This is a genomic window from Agromyces sp. NPDC060279, from assembly GCF_042726785.1.
Taxonomy (GTDB): domain Bacteria; phylum Actinomycetota; class Actinomycetes; order Actinomycetales; family Microbacteriaceae; genus Agromyces.
In genome coordinates, this window is sequence record NZ_JBHXBK010000001.1 from 1,240,044 (window position 1) to 1,256,671 (window position 16,628).

16 protein-coding genes are annotated in these 16,628 nt (G+C 72.9%); 1 reads left to right on the plus strand and 15 read right to left on the minus strand.

Going from position 1 to position 16,628, the window contains the following annotated elements; genetic code table 11:
• Positions 1 to 21: 21 nt before the first annotated feature.
• The 14 genes from ACFWE1_RS05865 to ACFWE1_RS05930 all read right to left on the minus strand — a co-directional run bounded on the left by ACFWE1_RS05865 (position 22) and on the right by ACFWE1_RS05930 (position 14,455).
• Complete coding sequence (locus tag ACFWE1_RS05865) at positions 22 to 666, minus strand: NADPH-dependent F420 reductase (protein ID WP_376932538.1); 645 nt, start codon at positions 664 to 666, stop codon at positions 22 to 24.
• Positions 663 to 1,574 carry a DMT family transporter gene (locus ACFWE1_RS05870; protein WP_376932539.1) on the minus strand — a complete coding sequence of 304 codons (912 nt, stop codon included), beginning with the start codon at positions 1,572 to 1,574 and terminating at the stop codon, positions 663 to 665. The genes ACFWE1_RS05865 and ACFWE1_RS05870 overlap by 4 nt, the downstream gene beginning before the upstream one ends.
• A gap of 287 nt (positions 1,575 to 1,861) precedes the next feature.
• On the minus strand, positions 1,862 to 3,352 hold the full coding sequence (locus ACFWE1_RS05875; protein ID WP_376932540.1) for an NAD(P)/FAD-dependent oxidoreductase: 1,491 nt from the start codon (positions 3,350 to 3,352) through the stop codon (positions 1,862 to 1,864).
• Positions 3,349 to 3,648, minus strand: a complete 300-nt coding sequence (locus ACFWE1_RS05880; RefSeq protein WP_243570549.1) for a (2Fe-2S)-binding protein — start codon at positions 3,646 to 3,648, stop codon at positions 3,349 to 3,351. Before ACFWE1_RS05880 ends, ACFWE1_RS05875 begins: the two co-directional genes overlap by 4 nt.
• A complete protein-coding gene (locus ACFWE1_RS05885; RefSeq protein ID WP_376932541.1) occupies positions 3,635 to 4,840 on the minus strand; it encodes an NAD(P)/FAD-dependent oxidoreductase in 1,206 nt (401 codons plus the stop codon). The genes ACFWE1_RS05880 and ACFWE1_RS05885 overlap by 14 nt, the downstream gene beginning before the upstream one ends.
• Complete coding sequence (locus ACFWE1_RS05890; RefSeq protein ID WP_376932542.1) at positions 4,837 to 5,766, minus strand: dihydrodipicolinate synthase family protein; 930 nt, start codon at positions 5,764 to 5,766, stop codon at positions 4,837 to 4,839. Before ACFWE1_RS05890 ends, ACFWE1_RS05885 begins: the two co-directional genes overlap by 4 nt.
• 13 nt (positions 5,767 to 5,779) lie before the next feature.
• Positions 5,780 to 6,178 carry a nuclear transport factor 2 family protein gene (locus tag ACFWE1_RS05895; RefSeq protein WP_376932543.1) on the minus strand — a complete coding sequence of 133 codons (399 nt, stop codon included), beginning with the start codon at positions 6,176 to 6,178 and terminating at the stop codon, positions 5,780 to 5,782.
• Complete coding sequence (locus ACFWE1_RS05900) at positions 6,175 to 7,899, minus strand: DUF885 domain-containing protein (RefSeq protein ID WP_376932544.1); 1,725 nt, start codon at positions 7,897 to 7,899, stop codon at positions 6,175 to 6,177. The genes ACFWE1_RS05895 and ACFWE1_RS05900 overlap by 4 nt, the downstream gene beginning before the upstream one ends.
• Entirely contained in the window at positions 7,896 to 9,134 is a 1,239-nt protein-coding gene (locus tag ACFWE1_RS05905) for an amidohydrolase family protein (protein WP_376932545.1), read from the minus strand. Before ACFWE1_RS05905 ends, ACFWE1_RS05900 begins: the two co-directional genes overlap by 4 nt.
• On the minus strand, positions 9,131 to 9,988 hold the full coding sequence (locus ACFWE1_RS05910; RefSeq protein WP_376932546.1) for an ABC transporter ATP-binding protein: 858 nt from the start codon (positions 9,986 to 9,988) through the stop codon (positions 9,131 to 9,133). The genes ACFWE1_RS05905 and ACFWE1_RS05910 overlap by 4 nt, the downstream gene beginning before the upstream one ends.
• Positions 9,985 to 10,815 (minus strand): ABC transporter ATP-binding protein, encoded by an 831-nt coding sequence (locus ACFWE1_RS05915; RefSeq protein ID WP_189083477.1) that lies wholly within the window; start codon positions 10,813 to 10,815, stop codon positions 9,985 to 9,987. Before ACFWE1_RS05915 ends, ACFWE1_RS05910 begins: the two co-directional genes overlap by 4 nt.
• Positions 10,812 to 11,720, minus strand: coding sequence for an ABC transporter permease (locus ACFWE1_RS05920; RefSeq protein WP_189083476.1), 909 nt, complete (start codon positions 11,718 to 11,720; stop codon positions 10,812 to 10,814). The genes ACFWE1_RS05915 and ACFWE1_RS05920 overlap by 4 nt, the downstream gene beginning before the upstream one ends.
• Positions 11,717 to 12,739 (minus strand): ABC transporter permease, encoded by a 1,023-nt coding sequence (locus ACFWE1_RS05925; protein WP_189083475.1) that lies wholly within the window; start codon positions 12,737 to 12,739, stop codon positions 11,717 to 11,719. The genes ACFWE1_RS05920 and ACFWE1_RS05925 overlap by 4 nt, the downstream gene beginning before the upstream one ends.
• Before the next feature lie 123 nt (positions 12,740 to 12,862).
• Positions 12,863 to 14,455: an ABC transporter substrate-binding protein gene (locus tag ACFWE1_RS05930; protein WP_376932547.1), complete on the minus strand. Its 1,593-nt coding sequence runs from the start codon at positions 14,453 to 14,455 to the stop codon at positions 12,863 to 12,865.
• Positions 14,456 to 14,658: 203 nt separating this feature from the next.
• Here ACFWE1_RS05930 and ACFWE1_RS05935 point away from each other — a divergent pair, with 203 nt between their 5' ends.
• Positions 14,659 to 15,195, plus strand: a complete 537-nt coding sequence (locus ACFWE1_RS05935) for a cupin domain-containing protein (protein ID WP_376932548.1) — start codon at positions 14,659 to 14,661, stop codon at positions 15,193 to 15,195.
• A gap of 129 nt (positions 15,196 to 15,324) precedes the next feature.
• Here the strand turns inward: ACFWE1_RS05935 and ACFWE1_RS05940 are convergent, their stop codons facing one another.
• Positions 15,325 to 16,491 (minus strand): RtcB family protein, encoded by a 1,167-nt coding sequence (locus ACFWE1_RS05940; protein ID WP_376932549.1) that lies wholly within the window; start codon positions 16,489 to 16,491, stop codon positions 15,325 to 15,327.
• Positions 16,492 to 16,628 lie beyond the last annotated feature (137 nt).

Here is a 16,628-nt window from a genome sequence, read left to right on the forward strand (position 1 = left end):
GCGGGCCCCTCGGCCACGCGGCTACGCGGCGCGCTCGGCCTTCGCGAGGTTCGTGACGAGCTCCTCGCGCGTCTGCGCGCCCGCCGAGTACGCGGGCTGGTCGCGCTCGACCCGCCAGCTCTCGGCGAGCGGCCCGACGTTGACCGTGTCGTAGCCGAACTCGTCGTAGAGCCGGGCGACGGCGGCCGCGGCATCCTCGTGGTCGCTCGCCGTGGCGAGCGCGCGGCGACCCGCGGTGCCGGCCGGGCGCCCCTCGGTCGTGATGTCGGCGGCGGTGATGTGGTTGAAGCCCTTCGCGACGCGGCTCGTCGGCAGGTGCGCCTGGAGCATGCCGCTGACGGTGTCGCGCCCCTCGTCGAGCGCGGGGACGTGCCCGTCGCGCTCCCAGTAGTAGTTGTTCGTGTCGATCACGATCTTGCCGGCGAGCGGCTCGACCGGCACCGCCGGGTACGCCTTGAACGGCACGGTCACGACCGCGAGGTCGGCTGCCGCTGCCGCCTCCTGCGCGGTCGCCGCGCGCGCCTGCGGGCCGAGCTCGGCCACGAGCTCCGCGAGCGTCTCCGGGCCGCGCGAGTTGGCGATCACGACCTCGTAGCCGTTCGCCACCGCCGCTCGCGCGATCTGGCTGCCGATGTGTCCTGCGCCGATGATTCCGAGGGTCGTCATGCAGAGGTGGAACGCTCGGGCGGCGCGATTGCTTCCCCGACCGGGGCATCCCGTCGATGCCGGGTGACGAGGTAGGAACCGAGCAGCACGAGGACGAAGCCGACGACCGTCCACACCGTGACCCGCTCGCCGAGCACGAGCACGCCCGCGACGATCGCGACCGCCGGGTTCACGTAGGTGATCGTGGTCGCCTTCACCGGACCGATCTCGGCGATCAGCCCGACCATCAGCAGGAACGCGAGCGCGCTGCAGACCACGGCGAGCACGAGCACCGCGACCACGACCTCGGTCGAGGGCCAGCTCGTCGGCACGCCGCCCGTGAGCAGCACGAACGGCACGAACACGACGGCGGCTCCCGCGAGCGAGACGGCGACGATGCCGATGCCCGGCAGATCGGACATCCAGCGGGCGAGAATGGCGGGGCCGAGCGCGTAGCCCACCACCACGACGCCCATCTCCGCCACGGCGAAGAGGTCGGAGCCCGCGACGTCGAGGCCGACGAGCGCGGCGACGCCGAGCATGCCGAGCAGGATGCCGAGCCAGTTCACCCCCGAGAGGCGCTCCGGACGGCCCATCAGGAAGGCGATCGCGACGCCGGCGAGCGGGACGGCCGCGAGCAGGAGGCCGGCGGTTGAGCTCGGCAGCTGCTGCTCGGCGGAGCTCAGGAAGTACCACGGGAACACGATCTCGACGAGGGTGTAGGCGAGCATCGGCTTCCACCGCTTCAGCACCGGCCAGACCTGGTGGCGGAAGAGCGCGAGCGGCAGCAGCAGGATGGCGGCGAGGCCCGAGCGCGCGAGCACGACCATGCCGGGATCGAGTTCCGACACCGCCACCTTGATGAAGAGGTAGGGGATGCCCCACGCGATCCCGAGCGCGGCGAACAGGATGATCCCCCGGCGAGTCACCCGCCCATTCTGCAGCCTCGGACGCCGGCGCGCGCGGGCGTGGCTGCCGTCCTCCCGCGACATCCGGCCAGCTGGGCGCGGGGTCCGGCCGGCTTGCCGTCAGTATTTGCGGGTGCGTCGGCGCCGGCACCCGCAAATACTGACGGCTTGCCGCGGTGGGTGGCTCGCTGGGCGGGGTGGGAACCGCGGGCTCAGGGAACCAGTGGGAGTCCCTTCGACGGGCTCAGGGAACCAGTGGGAGTCCCTTCCACGGGCTCAGGGAACCACGGGCTCAGGGAACCACGGGCTCAGGGAACCACGGCGGGGTCGTCGGCGAGGGCGACGTAGGCCTCCAGCGGCACCGGCTTCACCGGGATGTGCGCGGCGAAGCGCCCGGCCTGCCCGACACCGGTGCCGCGCGCCTTCGCGACCAGACCGGCCACCGCCGACTCGCAGTACCGCCCCTGGCACGGGCCCATGCCGCTGCGGCAGGCGAGCTTCACGGCATCCGCGGTGCCGGCGAAGGGGTTCTCGTCGAGGAAACCGTCGATCGTGCCCCGCGTCACCGTCTCGCAGCGGCAGATCTCCGTCGCCGGCGTCGCGAGCTCGAGCAGGGCCTCGCGGCGCGGGGCGAATATCCGCTGCACCACGCCCGAGAACCGCGAGGCCGAGCGGATGCGCCGCCGGGCCGCTGCGAGCGCGCGCTCGGACACGGGGCGGCCGAGGGCCGCGGCGATCGTGAGGCCGGCGAGCTCCCCCTCGGCCCGGGACTGCTCGGCCCCGGCGACGCCGCTCGGCTCCCCCGCGACGTGCACCCCGGGGACGGTCGTCTCGAGCTGCGCGTCGTGGCGGACGATCCAGCCGCCCTGCGCCGAGTCCCAGTCGAGTCCGCAGCCGAGCTGACGGGCGAGCTCGGTCGAGGGGTGGAAGCCGTAGCCGAGCACGAGCGCGTCCGCGTCGACCGTGCGCGCCGGCCCGGTCTGCCGCCAGCCGCGGTCGGCGCGGGCGAGCCGCACCCCCTGCACGCGACCGTCGCCGAGCACCTCGGTCGGCACCGTGCCGGTCGAGATCCGCACGCCGGCCCGCAGCAGCCGCAGCACGCAGCCGGCGAGCTCGCCGAGGAGGCGCACGTGACCGGGCACGGCGGGCAGCGCCCGCAGCAGCTCGACGGGCGAGGGCATGCCTCGGGCGATCGCGACCTCCTCGATCCGAGCCCCGGCCGCGAGCAGCTGGTCGGCGACGATCAGGAGGAGCGGGTGGGAGCCGGCCAGCACGACGCGGTCGGCGACGCGCAGGCGCTGCGACTTCAGGAAGCCCTGCACCGCGCCCGCCATCATCACGCCGGGCAGCGTCCAGCCGGGGATCGCCACGGGCATGTCGTAGGCGCCGGAGGCGATGAGCACCCGTCGCGCACGCACGCGGCCGGAGCCGGCGGGATCGGCCGGATCGCTCGTCAGCACGTCGAAGCCCGCCGGGGCGGCTCCCGCCGAGGCATCCGCGGCATCCGCCGACGCGGCATCCGCCGCGACCGGCAGGATGCCGAACACGGTCGCGCCGTGCCGCCAGGCGATGCCCGGGTGCGAGCGCGCGCGATCGAGGAGCTCGCCGGCCCAGGGGTAGCCGGTCGGCAGCTTCCGGCGCCCGCCGAACTCCGGCGGCGTGGTGCGGAAGATCTGCCCGCCCGCGGCGCGCTGCTCGTCGACGAGGAGCACGTCGAGGCCGGCGTCGGCGGCGGCGAGCGCAGCCGCGGCACCGGCGGGGCCCGCGCCGACGACGACGAGGTCGTGGGCGGGGCTCATCGCTCGCTCGTCTCGACGCGCATGCCGTCGCGCACCGTGGTGAGGCAGGAGCGCGTCAACGGCACACCGTCGACGGTCACGCCGCACTCGAAGCAGGTGCCCATGTTGCAGAGCGGGATGCGCGGCTCGCCGTTGCGGTGCGAGAACGCGGGCACCCCGGCGGCGAGCATCGCCGTGGCGACGGTCTCGCCGGCGAAGCAGCCGACGGGGCGGCCGTCGACGGTGATCTCCGCGGGCTCGCCGCGCTCCGAGGGCAGGCGCGCGGCGCGCCCGCTCGTGGCCTCAGCGTCGGGCATGGCTCAGCCTTTCGAATCGTGCGGGGTCGTAGGGGTGCAGATCGATGCCGGGCGTCCGCCCGTCGGCGAGGGCGATGAGCGAGCGGGCGAAGCTCGGCCCGAGGGTGAAGGCCGAGCCGCCCGTCGCGACGAACACCCCGGGCCGGCCGGGCACCTGCCCGACGAGCGGCAGCTGGTCGGGGGTGACGGTCGTCGTGCCGACCCAGCTGCGCACGATCGGCAGCGAGGCGGTGCGCGGCACGACGCCGATCGCGGCGGCGGCGTTGCCGACGAGGGAGGACTGCAGCAACGTCGGCCGGCTCTCCAGGTCGGGCGTGCCGTCGGCGGCGAGCGGCAGGCGGGCGGGCCAGCCGCCGCCGATGAGCACGGTGCCGTTGCCGGTCTGCTTCAGGGAGAGCTTCGTGCCGGCGTGCTGCACGAGGTGCGGCACGAACGGCGCGGTCGGGGCGCTGACGCTCATCATGAGCGCGAGCGGGATGGTCGGCAGCGAGACGTCGAGCAGCTGCCCGAGCCGCGTCGTCCAGACCCCGGCGGCGAGCATCACCGTGTCGGCCTCCAGGCGGAGCCTCCGCTCCCCCGCCTCGCTGCGCTCGACCGCGTGCACCGCCCAGCCGGAGCCGGCGGGCACCAGGTCGACGACCTCGGTGCGGGTGCGCACCTCGGCGCCGAGCCGCAGCGCGCCGCGGGCGAGCGCCGGACCGGCGATGCGGGTATCGGCCTTGCCTTCGAGCGGGCAGAACGCGGCGGCGAGCACCGAGTCGGAGAGGTACGGGGCGAGGCGGCGGGCCTCCTCGCCGTCGAGGAGGCGCACGTCGAGGCCCCACTCCTGCTCCAGCGCGGTCTTGCGCCGCAGCACCTCCACCTGCTCGGCCGTCTCGGCGAGCATGAAGCCGCCCTGCTGGGCAACCCCGAGCGATTCGCCGAGCTCGTCGCCGAGCGCCGCCCACTCGCGGGCGGCCTCGAGGTGCAGCGGCATCGCCTCGGCGGCGGTGCGCGCCGACTCCCAGCCGTGCTCGACCATGCGGTACTCGAGCTGGAAGTGCAGGCTGCCCGCGTTCTGGCCGGAGGCGTGCTGGTTCAGCTGGTCGCGTTCGAGGAGCGCCACCCTGGCGCCCTCGCGGGCGAGCATCCAGGCGAGCGCGGCGCCGAGCAGTCCGCCGCCGACGACGATGCTGTCGTATCGCTCGCTCACGAGAGTGGAACGGTCGCGATCCCCAGGTCCTCGAGGGTCGAGCGGACGATCGAGACCTGCGCGTCGTCGAGCTCGAGGAGGGGGCGCCGGACGTAGCCGGCCGAGACGCCGCGGAGGCGCAGCGCCGTCTTCATGATCGCCTGCTGGTTGCCGAACTTCGCGCCGTAGTCGGGGCCGAACCACCGGGTCATGACGACCCGGTCGCGGGCGCCGAGCTCGATGGCGCGCTCGCGCTCGCCGGCGGCGAGCGCGTTCCAGAAGTCGGGGTGGTCGCGGCCGAGCGGGGCGCCGGAGCCCATCAGGCCGTCGCCGCGGCCGAGGGCGGCGAGGTCGGCGCCGAGCTCGCTCGTCGGGATGCCGAAGTAGCGCACCCGGTCGCCGAGGGCGTAGAGGCCCGCGAGGAAGCCGGCGAAGTTCCCCGTGGAGTTCTTGATCGCCACGACGTTGTCGATCTCGGCGAGTTCGCCGAGGGTGTCCACGTCGAGGTCGACGATGCAGCCGCGGGGCCAGTTGTAGACGCAGATCGGCAGCTCGGTGCCGGCGGCGACCTCGCGGTAGAACTCGACGATCTCGGCGCGGCTCGGCACGAGGTAGGGCGGCGGGGTGAGCAGGATGCCGTCGAGCCCGGCCCGCTCGGCGGCGCGGGCGTGCCGGATCGCCTCGGCCGCGGTGAAGGCGTTGCAGCCGCCGAGCACGCGCATGCCGGCGCCGAGCCGGGCGCCCTGCGTGAACAGTTCGGCCCGCTCGTCCTCGTTGAGGCTGAACCATTCACCCGAGGTCCCGGCGAGGATGACGCCGTGCATGCCCTCGTCGGCGAGCCAGCCCATCTGCCCCTCGAAGGCGGCGACGTCGAAGTCGCCGTCCCGGGTGAACGGGGTCGTGATGGCCGGGATGTAGCCGTGCCAGTCGACGCTCGTGCGATCCATCTTCCTCGTCCTCTCAGTTCGCGCCGTCGGCGGGCAGGTCCTGCGCGTGGTGGTGCACGATGCGCCAGCCCTCGTCGCCGTCGCGGAGCACGTCGGTGACCCGCACCCGTTCGAGCAGCCGGCCGTCGGCCGGGTCGCGCACCTCGAGCACGTAGCGCACGAGGCCGGTGCCGTCGCCGAAGTCGTCGCTGACGATCTCGACGGGGCGCACGGCGGGCAGCGGCTCGGCGCGGTCCTCGGGCGCGACGGCGGGGCCGCGCAGTTCGTCGAGCTCGGCGATGCCGCGCATGAGCGTCGGCCACGGCGTCTCCCACACGGTCACCGCGGGGTCGAGGCGGGCGTCGAAGGCGGCGCGGTCGCCGAGGTCGCGGTAGAGGGCGACGACGAAGTCGTCGAGGGAGGCAGAGGTCATGGTCGGTCCGTCGATTCGGTGGTGAGCAGGTGCTGGAGCGGGCCGAGGCCCATGGGGCCGTAGGACAGCGCTCGGTGGTGGAAGTCCTTGGCGGCGATCCCGGATGCCTCGGCGCTCGCCCGCGCCTCGGTCCAGAGCTTCGCGCCCACCTTGAAGGCGAGCGCCTGCCCCGGCCAGGCGAGGTAGCGGTCGACCTCGAAGCCGGCCGTCCTGGGGTCGACGAGGGCGAGTTCGGTGAGGAAGCGGCGGCCGAGCTCGGGCGTCCACCGGCCGGTCGCGCCGAGCGGGTTCGGCCGCAGCTCGCGGCCGGTGTGCAGGCCGAGGTCGACGACGATCCGCACCGCGCGCCAGATCTGGCCGAGCACCATCCCGAGCTGCTCGGCGGGGTCGCGCAGCAGGCCGATCGAGTCGGACAGCTGCTCGGAGTAGTGCGCCCAGCCCTCGGCGTAGCCGTGGATCTCGCACAGGTAGCGCTGCCACGGGTGCAGGCCCGCGTTGCTGCGGTTGATGGTGTGCTCGAGGTGGTGCCCGGGCACGCCCTCGTGGTGGAAGCTCGTGACCTCCTGCCAGGTGCCGATCGCCTCGGCGCCCTCGGGGATGGTCCAGACGATCTTGCTGCGCACGGAGCCGTCGGGGGCGCCGGGGGTGTAGTAGACGACGCCGCTCGCGGCGGTCGGCACGACGACGTCGACCTCGCGGATGGCCCGGGGCAGGTCGAAGGCGACGCCGTCGACGCGGGCGAAGGTGTCCTCGAGGCGGTCCTGCAGCCAGGCGACGATGCGCTCGTGCCCCGCGACCCGGTACCGCGGGTCGGCGTCGAGCAGGCGCGCCGCGGCGCGCACCGCCCCGGTGTCGTCGGAGCCGGTGCCGGCTCCCGCGCCGTCGCCGAGCACGATCGCGGCGAGGCGCCGGGCCTCGCCGAGGAGCCGCTCGAGCTCCGACCAGCCGTAGTCGTACACCTCGTCGAGGTCGAGCCGGGTGCCGAGGAAGCTCTGCGCGATCTGGCGGTAGACGTGCTCGCCGACGGCGTCCTCGACGGGGGCGCTCGGCAGCAGCTCGGTGCGGAGCCATCCGCTCAGCTCGCCGAAGGCGCGCGTCGCCCGCTCGCCGGCGCGCGCGAGGGCCGCGGCGCGCGACCCGCTCAGCGGCGCGGCCGAGATGCGGGAGAAGTAGTCGAGTCCGGCCGGGTCGATCCAGGTGTCGATCTGCCCCGCGACGACCTCGAGCTGACGCGCCGCCGCGACCCCCGATCCGCTGAACCGGCCGGCGCGGCCGGCGTCGCGCGCCCACTCGAGGCGGCGGCGGAACTCGCCGAGGGCGGGCTCGACGGAGGCGAGCCGTTCGATGACCGCGTCGCCCGCCTCGTCGTCCGTGACGGTGACGTCGTCGAAGCGCTCCCGGATCTCCTGCACGGGCGAGGCGAGCGGGGCCAGCAGCCGCGCGGTGAAGCCGGTGTCGAAGAGCTCGGCCTCGCTCGCGGCGCGTTCCGCGAGCGCGGCGTCGAGGGCGGCGTCGGCGGCGCGCTCCTCGGCGGGCAGCGCGGCCAGGGCGGCGGCGGTGCGGCCGAGCAGCGCCCGGCGCTCCTCCGCCCACTCGGGGCCGTAATCCGCGAGGCGCGCGGCGGCGCCCCGGCCGAGCGCCTGCGCGGCGGCGGGCTCGTGCTCGGCGAGCGCGGCGAGGTGCGCGTCGGCGACGGAGCGGACGGTGGCGTGATCCGTCATCGGGCGCCGGCCCGGTCGTCTCGTACGACGACGCCGTCCTTCATGACCCAGTCGATGCCGCGCAGCGCGGAGATGTCGCGCGTCGGGTCCTCGTCCGTGACGATGAAGTCGGCGTGGGCGCCGGGCTCGATGACGCCGATGCCGGGCGCGCCGAGGAGCTCCGCCGCCCGCCCGGTCGCCGAGCGCATCACGTCGAGGTCCGTCATCCCGGCCTCCACCATGAACTCCATCTCGCGGACCGTGGCCGTCGTGCCGTCGAAGTCGGCGGCCGGCGGCATGTCCGTGCCCATCGCGATCGGCACGCCGCTCGCGATGGCGTGCTGCAGGCTCTCCCAGTGCCGGGGGCCCGCGCCGAGCGCGCGCTCCTTCATCCACGCGGGCACGCCCTGCGCGTCGAAGAACTCCTCGCAGCGGCTCACCGTGATGGTCGGCACGTACCAGACGCCGCGCTCGGCCATGAGCTCGGTGATCTCCCGCGTGAGCTGGTAGCCGTGCTCGACGCAGTCGAGGCCGAGCTCGATCGCGCGGCGCAGCGTCTCCGAGGGGCCGACGTGCGCGGTGACCTTGCGGCCCCAGTCGTGGGCGACCTGGATGATGGAGGCCATCTCCTCGTCGGTGAGCTGCGGGGTGTCGATCTGCTCGTGCTCGCCGGCGATGCCGCCCGAGATGCAGACCTTCATGAGGTCGGCCCCGTGCCGGATCTGCAGCCGGGCGAGCCGGCGCAGCTCGTCGGCACCGTCGCCCTCGAGGGCGTCGGAGTCCCAGCCGTGGCCGCCCGTGCAGCAGAGCGCGTGGCCGGCGGTGAAGATGCGCGGGCCCGGCACGATGCCCGCGTCGATGCCGCGGCGCAGCGCGAAGTCGAGGTAGCGGCTCTCGCCGACGAGACGGGTGGTCGTGACGCCCGCCTGCAGCGTGCGCTTCGCGCCGTCGGCCATCACGAGGAGCAGGTCGGGGTCCGACTTGCTCGCGATCGCGGCGCCCGCCGTGCCGGGCAGGGCGAGGCCGAGGTGCACGTGCATGTTCACGAGGCCGGGGCTCAGCACCCGGCCGGCGAGCTCGACGACGCGGGCGTCGGCGGCGTCGGGGCGGGCGCGGAGCTCCGCCTCGGGGCCGACCGCCGCGATGCGGCCGTCGGCGGCCACGAGCACCGCGGCGCCGTCGAGGAGCTCGGCATCCGTGCCGGTGAAGATCCGGGCCCCGACGAGCAGGGTGGGGGCGGTGGTCGCGCTGGTCATGCTGATGCTCCGTTCGTGGCTGCCGCGTCGACGCCGGCCGCTGCCGGCTCGACGACGTCCTCGTCGAGGCCCGGCAGCTTCTTGACGGGTCCGATCTCGGGGATCGCGGCGATGAGGGTCTTCGTGTAGGGATGCGTCGGCCGCTCCCAGAGCTGCTCGCTCGGGCCGCGCTCCACGATCTCGCCGGCGTACATCACCGCGGTCTCGTCGGCGATGGCGCGCACGAGGGAGAGGTCGTGGGAGATGAAGAGCATCCCCATGCCGAGCTCCCGCACGAGCGACTGCAGCAGCTGCACGATCTGCGCCGAGGAGAAGGCGTCGAGGGCGGTCACCGGCTCGTCGGCGACGACGAGGCTCGGCTTCGCGGCGAGGGCGCGGGCGATCGCGAGCCGCTGCCGCTGCCCCCCGGAGAACTGCGAGGGGTAGCGGCTGCCCGCCGTCGCGTCGAGGCCGACGAGCTCCAGGAGCCGCGCGACCTCCGCCGCCCGCTGCTCCCGCGGGATCGGCTCCGTCACGCCGTCGAGCAGCTGGCTCGCGATCGTGCGGCGCGGGCTCAGCGAGGCGTAGGGGTTCTGGAACACCATCTGCAGCTTGCGGTCGGCGGCGGGCCGCTGCCGCATCCGGAGCGGTTCCAGCGGCGCGCCCTCGAAGCGCACCGCGCCCGAGGTGGGGGCGTGGATGCCGCAGGCGACCCGGGCGAGCGACGACTTGCCGCAGCCCGACTCGCCGACGAGCCCGACGACCTGGCCGGGCGCCACGGTCAGCGAGACCCCGCGGACGGCCTGCACCGCCGGGCCGCCGCTGCGGCGGTGGGTGACGACGATGTCCTCGAGTTCGAGCACGTTGGCGGTCATGGGCGGGCCTCCTGCTGCACGCGCTCCTCGGCGAGCGACTGCGCGCGCGAGGCGATGAGCGCCTTCGTGTACTCGTGGCTCGGCTCGTTCAGGATGGTGGTGGTGACGCCCGACTCCACGACGGTGCCGTCCTTGAACACGTAGGTGCGGTCGGCGATCGAGTTCATGACGCCGAGGTCGTGGGTGATGAAGAGCATCGAGACCCCGGTCTCCCGGGCGAGCCGGTCGAAGAGCCGCAGGATGCCGGCCTGCACCGTCACGTCGAGCGCCGTCGTCGGCTCGTCGGCGATGAGCAGCCGCGGCTCGCAGGCGAGCGCGATGGCGATCGCCGCGCGCTGGCGCATGCCGCCCGAGAACTGGTGCGGGAACGCCTTGACCGCGTGGTGCGGGTCGCGGATGCGCACGAGGTCGAGCAGCTCGACCGCGCGGGCGTTCGCCTGCTTCTTCGTGACGCCCTTGTGGTGGATCAGGTGCTCGGTGAGCTGCGTGCCGATCGTGAGCAGCGGGTGCAGCGCCGCCGAGGGGTCCTGGAACACGATCGCGATGCGGTTGCCGCGCACCGTGTCGAGCTCGGCGCGGCTCAGCGAGAGCAGGTCGCGGCCCTCGAACATGATCCGGCCGCCGGCGCGCGCGCCGGGCGGCAGGATGCCCATGATCGCCGAAGCGGTCATCGTCTTGCCCGAGCCGCTCTCGCCGGCGAGGCCGACGATCTCGCCCTCGCCGATCTCGATGTCGGTGCGGTGCACGAGCTCGACCGGCCCCGACGGGGTCGGCATGGTCACCGAGAGGCCCTCGATGGAGAGCAGGGGGTCGGCTGCGGTCGTCATCGCGTCCTCGCATTCCGCGACCGGGGGTCGAGGTGGTCCTGGATGGCGTCGCCCAGGAGGTTGAAGGCCATCACGATCGTGAGGATGGCGAGGCCGGGGAACAGGCTCACCCACCAGTTGCCGAGGTTCTGCGAGCCGAGCGCGATCATCGCGCCCCACTCGGCGGCCGGCGGCCGCGGGCCGAGGCCGAGGAACGACAGGGCGGCGAGCATGAGGATGGCGTTGCCGAGCTCGATCGTCGACATGACGAGGGCGGGGCCGGCGCTGTTCGGGATGACGTCCTTCACGATCGAACGGAGCGTCGGCAGGCCGAGCATCCGGCCGGCGACGACGTACTCCTGCTCGCGCACGCTCAGCACCGAGCTGCGGATGATGCGCGCGTAGAGCGGCCACGACACGATGACGAGTGCGAGCACCGCGTTGCCGACGCTCGGGCCGAAGGCCGCGGCGACCGCCATCGCGAGGATGATCTGCGGGAACGCGAGCACGAGGTCGGCGAGCCGCATCGCGACGTTGTCGACGGCCTTGCCGAAGTAGCCGGCGGCGAGGCCGACGATGCCGCCGACGAGGAGCGAGCACGCGACGATGGCGACCGCGAGCGGCAGCGAGAGGCGCGAGCCCCAGATGAGCCGGCTGAGCACGTCGCGGCCGAGGTCGTCGGTGCCCATCCAGTGCGCGCCGGACGGCGGCTGCAGGTTGTCGCCGACGGTCTCGAGCGGGTCGTAGGGCGCCACCCACGGCGCGAAGGCCGCGAGCAGGCACCAGAGCACGATGATGCCGAGGGAGACCACGGTGAGCGGTCGCCAGAACGACCCCGTGCCGAGGCTGCCGCCGACGCGCAGGCGGTCGCGCCGGAAGCGCGAGGCGCGCGAGACGGCGACCCGGTCGGAGGGCAGGATGGTCATTTCGCTCCGATCCTCGGGTCGATGACGCTGTAGAGCACGTCGACGAGGAGGTTGATGAGGGTGTAGACGACCGCGATGAACAGGGTCACGCCGAGGATCGCCTGCAGGTCGAGCGAGATGGCGCTCTTGTAGGCGTACTGGCCGAGGCCGGGCCACGACAGCACCTGCTCGACGAGCACGGCGCCGCCGAGCAGCGAGGCGAGCATGAGGCCCGAGACGGTGAGCACCGGCAGGAGGCCCGCGCGGAACACGTGCCGCCAGGTGATGATGCGGCGCGGCAGGCCCTTCGCGATCGCCGAACGGATGTACTCGGCATCCAGCACCTCGATCATGGCCGAGCGCACGAAGCGGAGCAGGCCCGACACGGTGAGCGCGGTGAGGATGCCGACGGGCAGCACGAGGTGCCAGAGCGCGTCGCCGAAGACGTCCCACTGCCCGGCGATGGCCGCGTCGACGGTGTACATGCCGGTCACCGCGGGCGGCGGGTCGTAGATGTTGCTGAGCCGGCCGCCGTTGGGCACCCAGCCGAGCAGGTAGAAGAAGACGTAGAGCGCGACGAGCGCGAGCCAGAACGGCGGGGTGGAGAGGCCGACGAGGGCGGCGCTGCGGATGCCGGTGTCGGTCGGGCGGTTCTTGCGCATCGCGGCGAGCATGCCGAGGCCGACCGCGATCACGATGGCGAGGGCCATGGCCGGCAGCGCGATCTCGATCGTCGCCGGCACGTACTGGCCGAGGTCCTCGGCGACCGGACGGTGCGTCTGCTGCGAGGTGCCGAGGTCGCCCTGCAGGATGTTGCCGAGGTAGCGCACGTACTGCACCCAGATCGGCTGGTCGAGGCCCCACTTGGCCTCGAAGGCGGCCCGGATCTCCGGGTCGTCGTACGCCTGCTGCGAGAGGTTCGCCGCGGCGGCGTCGCCGGGGACGACGTTCACGAGCAGGAAGGTCACGACCGTGACGCCCCAGAGCAGCACGAGGGCGCTCAGCAGGCGTTTGCCGATCATCTTGAGGAGGGGTGGCATCGAAGCTCCGTCTCGGGTCGCGGTGGCGACGGGTGGTCGCTCGCGCGACGGGGTCGCATGCGCGACGGGGGAAGCGGGCGCCCCTGACAGGAAGAGAGCAGGGGCGCCCGCGGTCCGTTCCGGCTACTTGCCGGCGATCGCCGCGAGGTCGACCGTCCAGCCGGCGGGCGTGTAGTCCGCGCCGGTCAGGTCGCTCGTCGCGACGACGATGCCGGCGTTGTTCGCCAGGGCGATGTAGGGCGAGACCTCGTTCATGACGTGCTGCCACTCGATCATGGCCTCGTTGCGCCCCTCGGGGGTGAGCTCCGCGGTCACGGCGTTGCTGGCGTCGATCGCCGACTGGTCGGCGCGCTCGAGGGTCCAGCCGGTGCGCAGCGAGGTCGAGGCGCCGGGGGCCATGTTGTTCACGAGCGACGACGAGGCCGGGTAGTTCAGGCTGTTCGGCGAGAAGTTGATCTCGTTCTTGCCCTCGGACTGCGACTGCAGGAACACGTTGATCGGCTGCGGGGTGAGCTCGATCTCGATGCCGGCCTTCTTGGCGTCCTGCTGCACCTTCGTGACGATGGTGCCGAGGTCGACGCCGCGGTAGGTGATCGCCGGGTAGACGAGCGCCACCTTCACGTCGCTGAGGCCCGCGTCGGCGAGCAGCTTCTTCGCGCCGTCGATGTCCTGCACGGGGTTCTCCGACTCGTCGAGCGCGCCGGCGAAGGCGGGCGGCACGAGGCCGGCCGCGGGGGTCGCCCCCTCGCCGAAGAGCTTCGCGAGGCCCTCGCCGTCGACGGTCAGGCGCAGGGCCTTGACGAACGCCGGGTTCGAGGTGACGGCCGAGACGGCCGGGTCCTGGTTGAGGCTCAGGAAGTACGAGGTGTCGGCGACGCCCGAGACCTGGAGGTCGTCGGACAGCTCGGCGGCCTGCGGGCCCGAGAGGTCGAGCGCGATCTCGTCGCCCTTGGCCTTCGAGATGGTGAGCTTCTGGTTCTGCACGTCGACGTTCTGGATGACGACACGGCTGTAGGCCGGCTGCTCGCCCCAGTACTTCGGGTTCGCGGTGAGCACGATCTTCGTGCTCGGGTCGTAGCTCTTCAGCACGTACGGGCCGCTGCCGAGGCTCGCGGTGTCGAGCTGGGTGCCGATCTGGTCGCTCGTGGCGGCGTCCTCGGCGTCGGTCGCGCCGAGCTTCTTGGCCTCGGCCGAGTTCAGCACGCTCGCCGCGGGCATCGCGAGGATGACCGGGACGTCGGGGTTCGGCGTCTCGGAGGTGACGACGACCGTGTCGTCCCCCTCGGCGGCGAAGTCGAGGCCCTGCACGGTCTGCGAGGCGGAGCCCTGCAGGTTCTTCAGGCGGTTGAGGCTGAAGACGGCGTCCTCGGCGGTGACGGCGGCGCCGTCCGAGAAGACCGCGTCGTCGCGGAGGGTGAAGGTCCAGGTGGTGCCGTCGCTCGACTGCTCCCAGCTCTCGGCGAGCTCGGGCTGGAGGGTCGTGACGTCCGAACCCTCGTACGTCACCAGGGTGTCGTAGAGCGCGTGCACGGCGATGTTGCCCGTCTGCTCGTACACTGTGCCGGGGTCGAGTGTCTTCACGACGAATGAGGTGTCGACGGTGAGCGTCTGGTCGCCCGCGTTGGAGGTGTTGGCGCCTCCGGCGCATCCGGCGAGCGCGAGCGTCACCGCGACGGCGCCGGCGGGCACTGCGAGCTTGGCTGTGAGGGATCTCATGTGCTTCTTTCCCCGGTCGGCGACGGTGACGAAGGAGTTGGAGGAGCGCTCAGCCTCGCTGCCAGTCAGTGCCCGGTGTCGTGTGGATGATGTTCAATCCAGGTACCATGAATTCAAGCACATTAAACACGTGCGGACTCACATGTCAAAACGCGACCGCCCGTCACACCCAGACGGGGGACGCACAGGAAGGATGACTCAGCGTGCTCGGTGACCGATTGAAGGCCCTGCGCCAGGCCAAGGGCCTGACCCTCCGCGAGCTCTCCGAGCGGACGGGCTTGTCGGTCAGCATGCTGAGCCAGATCGAGAACGGCGCCGCCGACCCCAGCCTCGGCTCCGTGCGCAAGCTCGCCGAGGTGTTCGAGGCATCCATCGCGACCCTCTTCAGCGACCCCGACGCGCCCGCCATCCACATCAGCCGGCCCGGCGAACGGCACAGCCTCGGCGTCGCCGACGCGAGCTTCGCCTACGAGCGACTCACCCCCGGGCGCGGCGACCTCGAGGTGCTGCGCGCCGAGATCCCGCCGGGGCAGGCGACCTCGCCCCGGCTGTGGGGCCACCCCTCGACCGAGTGCGCCTACGTCATCTCCGGCGAGCTGACCGTCGAGCTCGGCGCCGAGCGGGTGAGCCTCGCGACCGGCGAGTCCGTCACGTTCGACTCGCGCGAACCGCACCGCTACGTGAACGAGAGCGACGGCGTCACCACGATCGTCATCGCGGTGACGCCGCCGTCCCCGTAGGCCGCTGGCCCGCTGAGCTTGTCGAAGCGGCGTTCCCTTCGACGAGCTCAGGGAACCAGGATGGCGTTCCCTTCGACGAGCTCAGGGAACCAGGGCGGCGTTCCCTTCGACGAGCTCAGGGAACCACCGTCAGTCGCCCTTCACGTTGACGATCTGCCGCAGCGTGTGCCGCACCGCGACGAGCGACGAGGCATCCGCCATCACCCGGTCGATCGGCTTGTACGCCTGCGGGATCTCATCGATGAAGGCATCCGTGTCCCGGAACTCGATGCCGACCATCGCCTCCCGGAGCTGCTCGTGGGTGAAGGTCTTCCTGGCCTTCGACCGCGAGTACTCCCGGCCCGCGCCGTGCGGCGAGGAGTTCAACGACATCGGGTCTCCGAGGCCCTCCACGACGTACGAGGCGGTGCCCATCGACCCCGGGATCAGGCCCGGCCGGCCGACGTCGGCCTGGATCGCGCCCTTCCGCGACACCCACACCCGCTTGCCGAAGTGCTCCTCGCTCTCGGTGAAGTTGTGGTGGCAGTTGATCCGCTCCTGCTCCTCCACCGGCACGCCGGTCCACTCGGACACCTGCCGGATGACCCGGTCCATCATCTCCTCCCGGTTGAGCAGCGCGAAGTGCTGCGCCCACCGGAGTTCGGCGATGTACCGGGTGAACTCCGGCGTGCCCTCGACGAGGTACGCGAGGTCGGGGTCGGGCAGCTCGATCCACCACTGCTTCGCGAGCCGCCGGGCGATGCCGATGTGCCGCTGGGCGATCTTGTTGCCGACGCCCCGGCTGCCGGAGTGCAGGAACAGCCACACCCGGTCGGCCTCGTCGAGCGAGACCTCGATGAAGTGGTTGCCGCTGCCGAGGGAACCGAGCTGCTCCCGCCAGTTGCCCGCGTAGGAGGCCGGGTCGAAGCCGCTGCGCTCCGCGAGCTCCTCGAGCTCGGCGACCCGGGGCTGCGCCGTCGCGACGACCTTGCGGTTGTACTTGCCCGCGGACAGCGGGATGGCCCGCTCGATCTGCTCCCGCAGCTCCCGCCGGTCGGCGGGCAGCTCGCTCGCATGGAACTGGGTCCGCACGGCGATCATGCCGCAGCCGATGTCGACCCCGACCGCGGCGGGGATGATCGCCCCGAGCGTCGGGATGACCGAGCCGACCGTCGCGCCGAGGCCCAGGTGGGCGTCGGGCATCAGGGCCAGGTGCGGGTGGATGAACGGCATCGTCGACGAGGTGCGCGCCTGCGCGACGGTCTGCTCGTCGAGCAGGCTCGCCCAGGAGACGAGCCGGTCGGAGAGTCTCTCCATGATGGTGATTCCTGTCTGCTTTCCCGGAGCCCGCGGTGGCGGGCTCCGCTCTGGTGGGTCCTCGGGCCCGAGGGTCCACCGTCGCGCGCAGACGGAATCACCCCGGGCCTCGAAGCGGCACGGGGTGACGGTGGCGA

Coding starts and splice junctions, on each gene's coding strand:
- ACFWE1_RS05910 (WP_376932546.1), bottom strand. CDS start 9,988: ATGACCGCCAACGTGCTCGAACTCGAGGACATCGTCGTCACCCACCGC.
- ACFWE1_RS05905 (WP_376932545.1), bottom strand. CDS start 9,134: ATGACCAGCGCGACCACCGCCCCCACCCTGCTCGTCGGGGCCCGGATC.
- ACFWE1_RS05940 (WP_376932549.1), bottom strand. CDS start 16,491: ATGGAGAGACTCTCCGACCGGCTCGTCTCCTGGGCGAGCCTGCTCGAC.
- ACFWE1_RS05925 (WP_189083475.1), bottom strand. CDS start 12,739: ATGCCACCCCTCCTCAAGATGATCGGCAAACGCCTGCTGAGCGCCCTC.
- ACFWE1_RS05920 (WP_189083476.1), bottom strand. CDS start 11,720: ATGACCATCCTGCCCTCCGACCGGGTCGCCGTCTCGCGCGCCTCGCGC.
- ACFWE1_RS05900 (WP_376932544.1), bottom strand. CDS start 7,899: ATGACGGATCACGCCACCGTCCGCTCCGTCGCCGACGCGCACCTCGCC.
- ACFWE1_RS05875 (WP_376932540.1), bottom strand. CDS start 3,352: ATGAGCCCCGCCCACGACCTCGTCGTCGTCGGCGCGGGCCCCGCCGGT.
- ACFWE1_RS05930 (WP_376932547.1), bottom strand. CDS start 14,455: ATGAGATCCCTCACAGCCAAGCTCGCAGTGCCCGCCGGCGCCGTCGCG.
- ACFWE1_RS05890 (WP_376932542.1), bottom strand. CDS start 5,766: ATGGATCGCACGAGCGTCGACTGGCACGGCTACATCCCGGCCATCACG.
- ACFWE1_RS05895 (WP_376932543.1), bottom strand. CDS start 6,178: ATGACCTCTGCCTCCCTCGACGACTTCGTCGTCGCCCTCTACCGCGAC.
- ACFWE1_RS05915 (WP_189083477.1), bottom strand. CDS start 10,815: ATGACGACCGCAGCCGACCCCCTGCTCTCCATCGAGGGCCTCTCGGTG.
- ACFWE1_RS05865 (WP_376932538.1), bottom strand. CDS start 666: ATGACGACCCTCGGAATCATCGGCGCAGGACACATCGGCAGCCAGATC.
- ACFWE1_RS05880 (WP_243570549.1), bottom strand. CDS start 3,648: ATGCCCGACGCTGAGGCCACGAGCGGGCGCGCCGCGCGCCTGCCCTCG.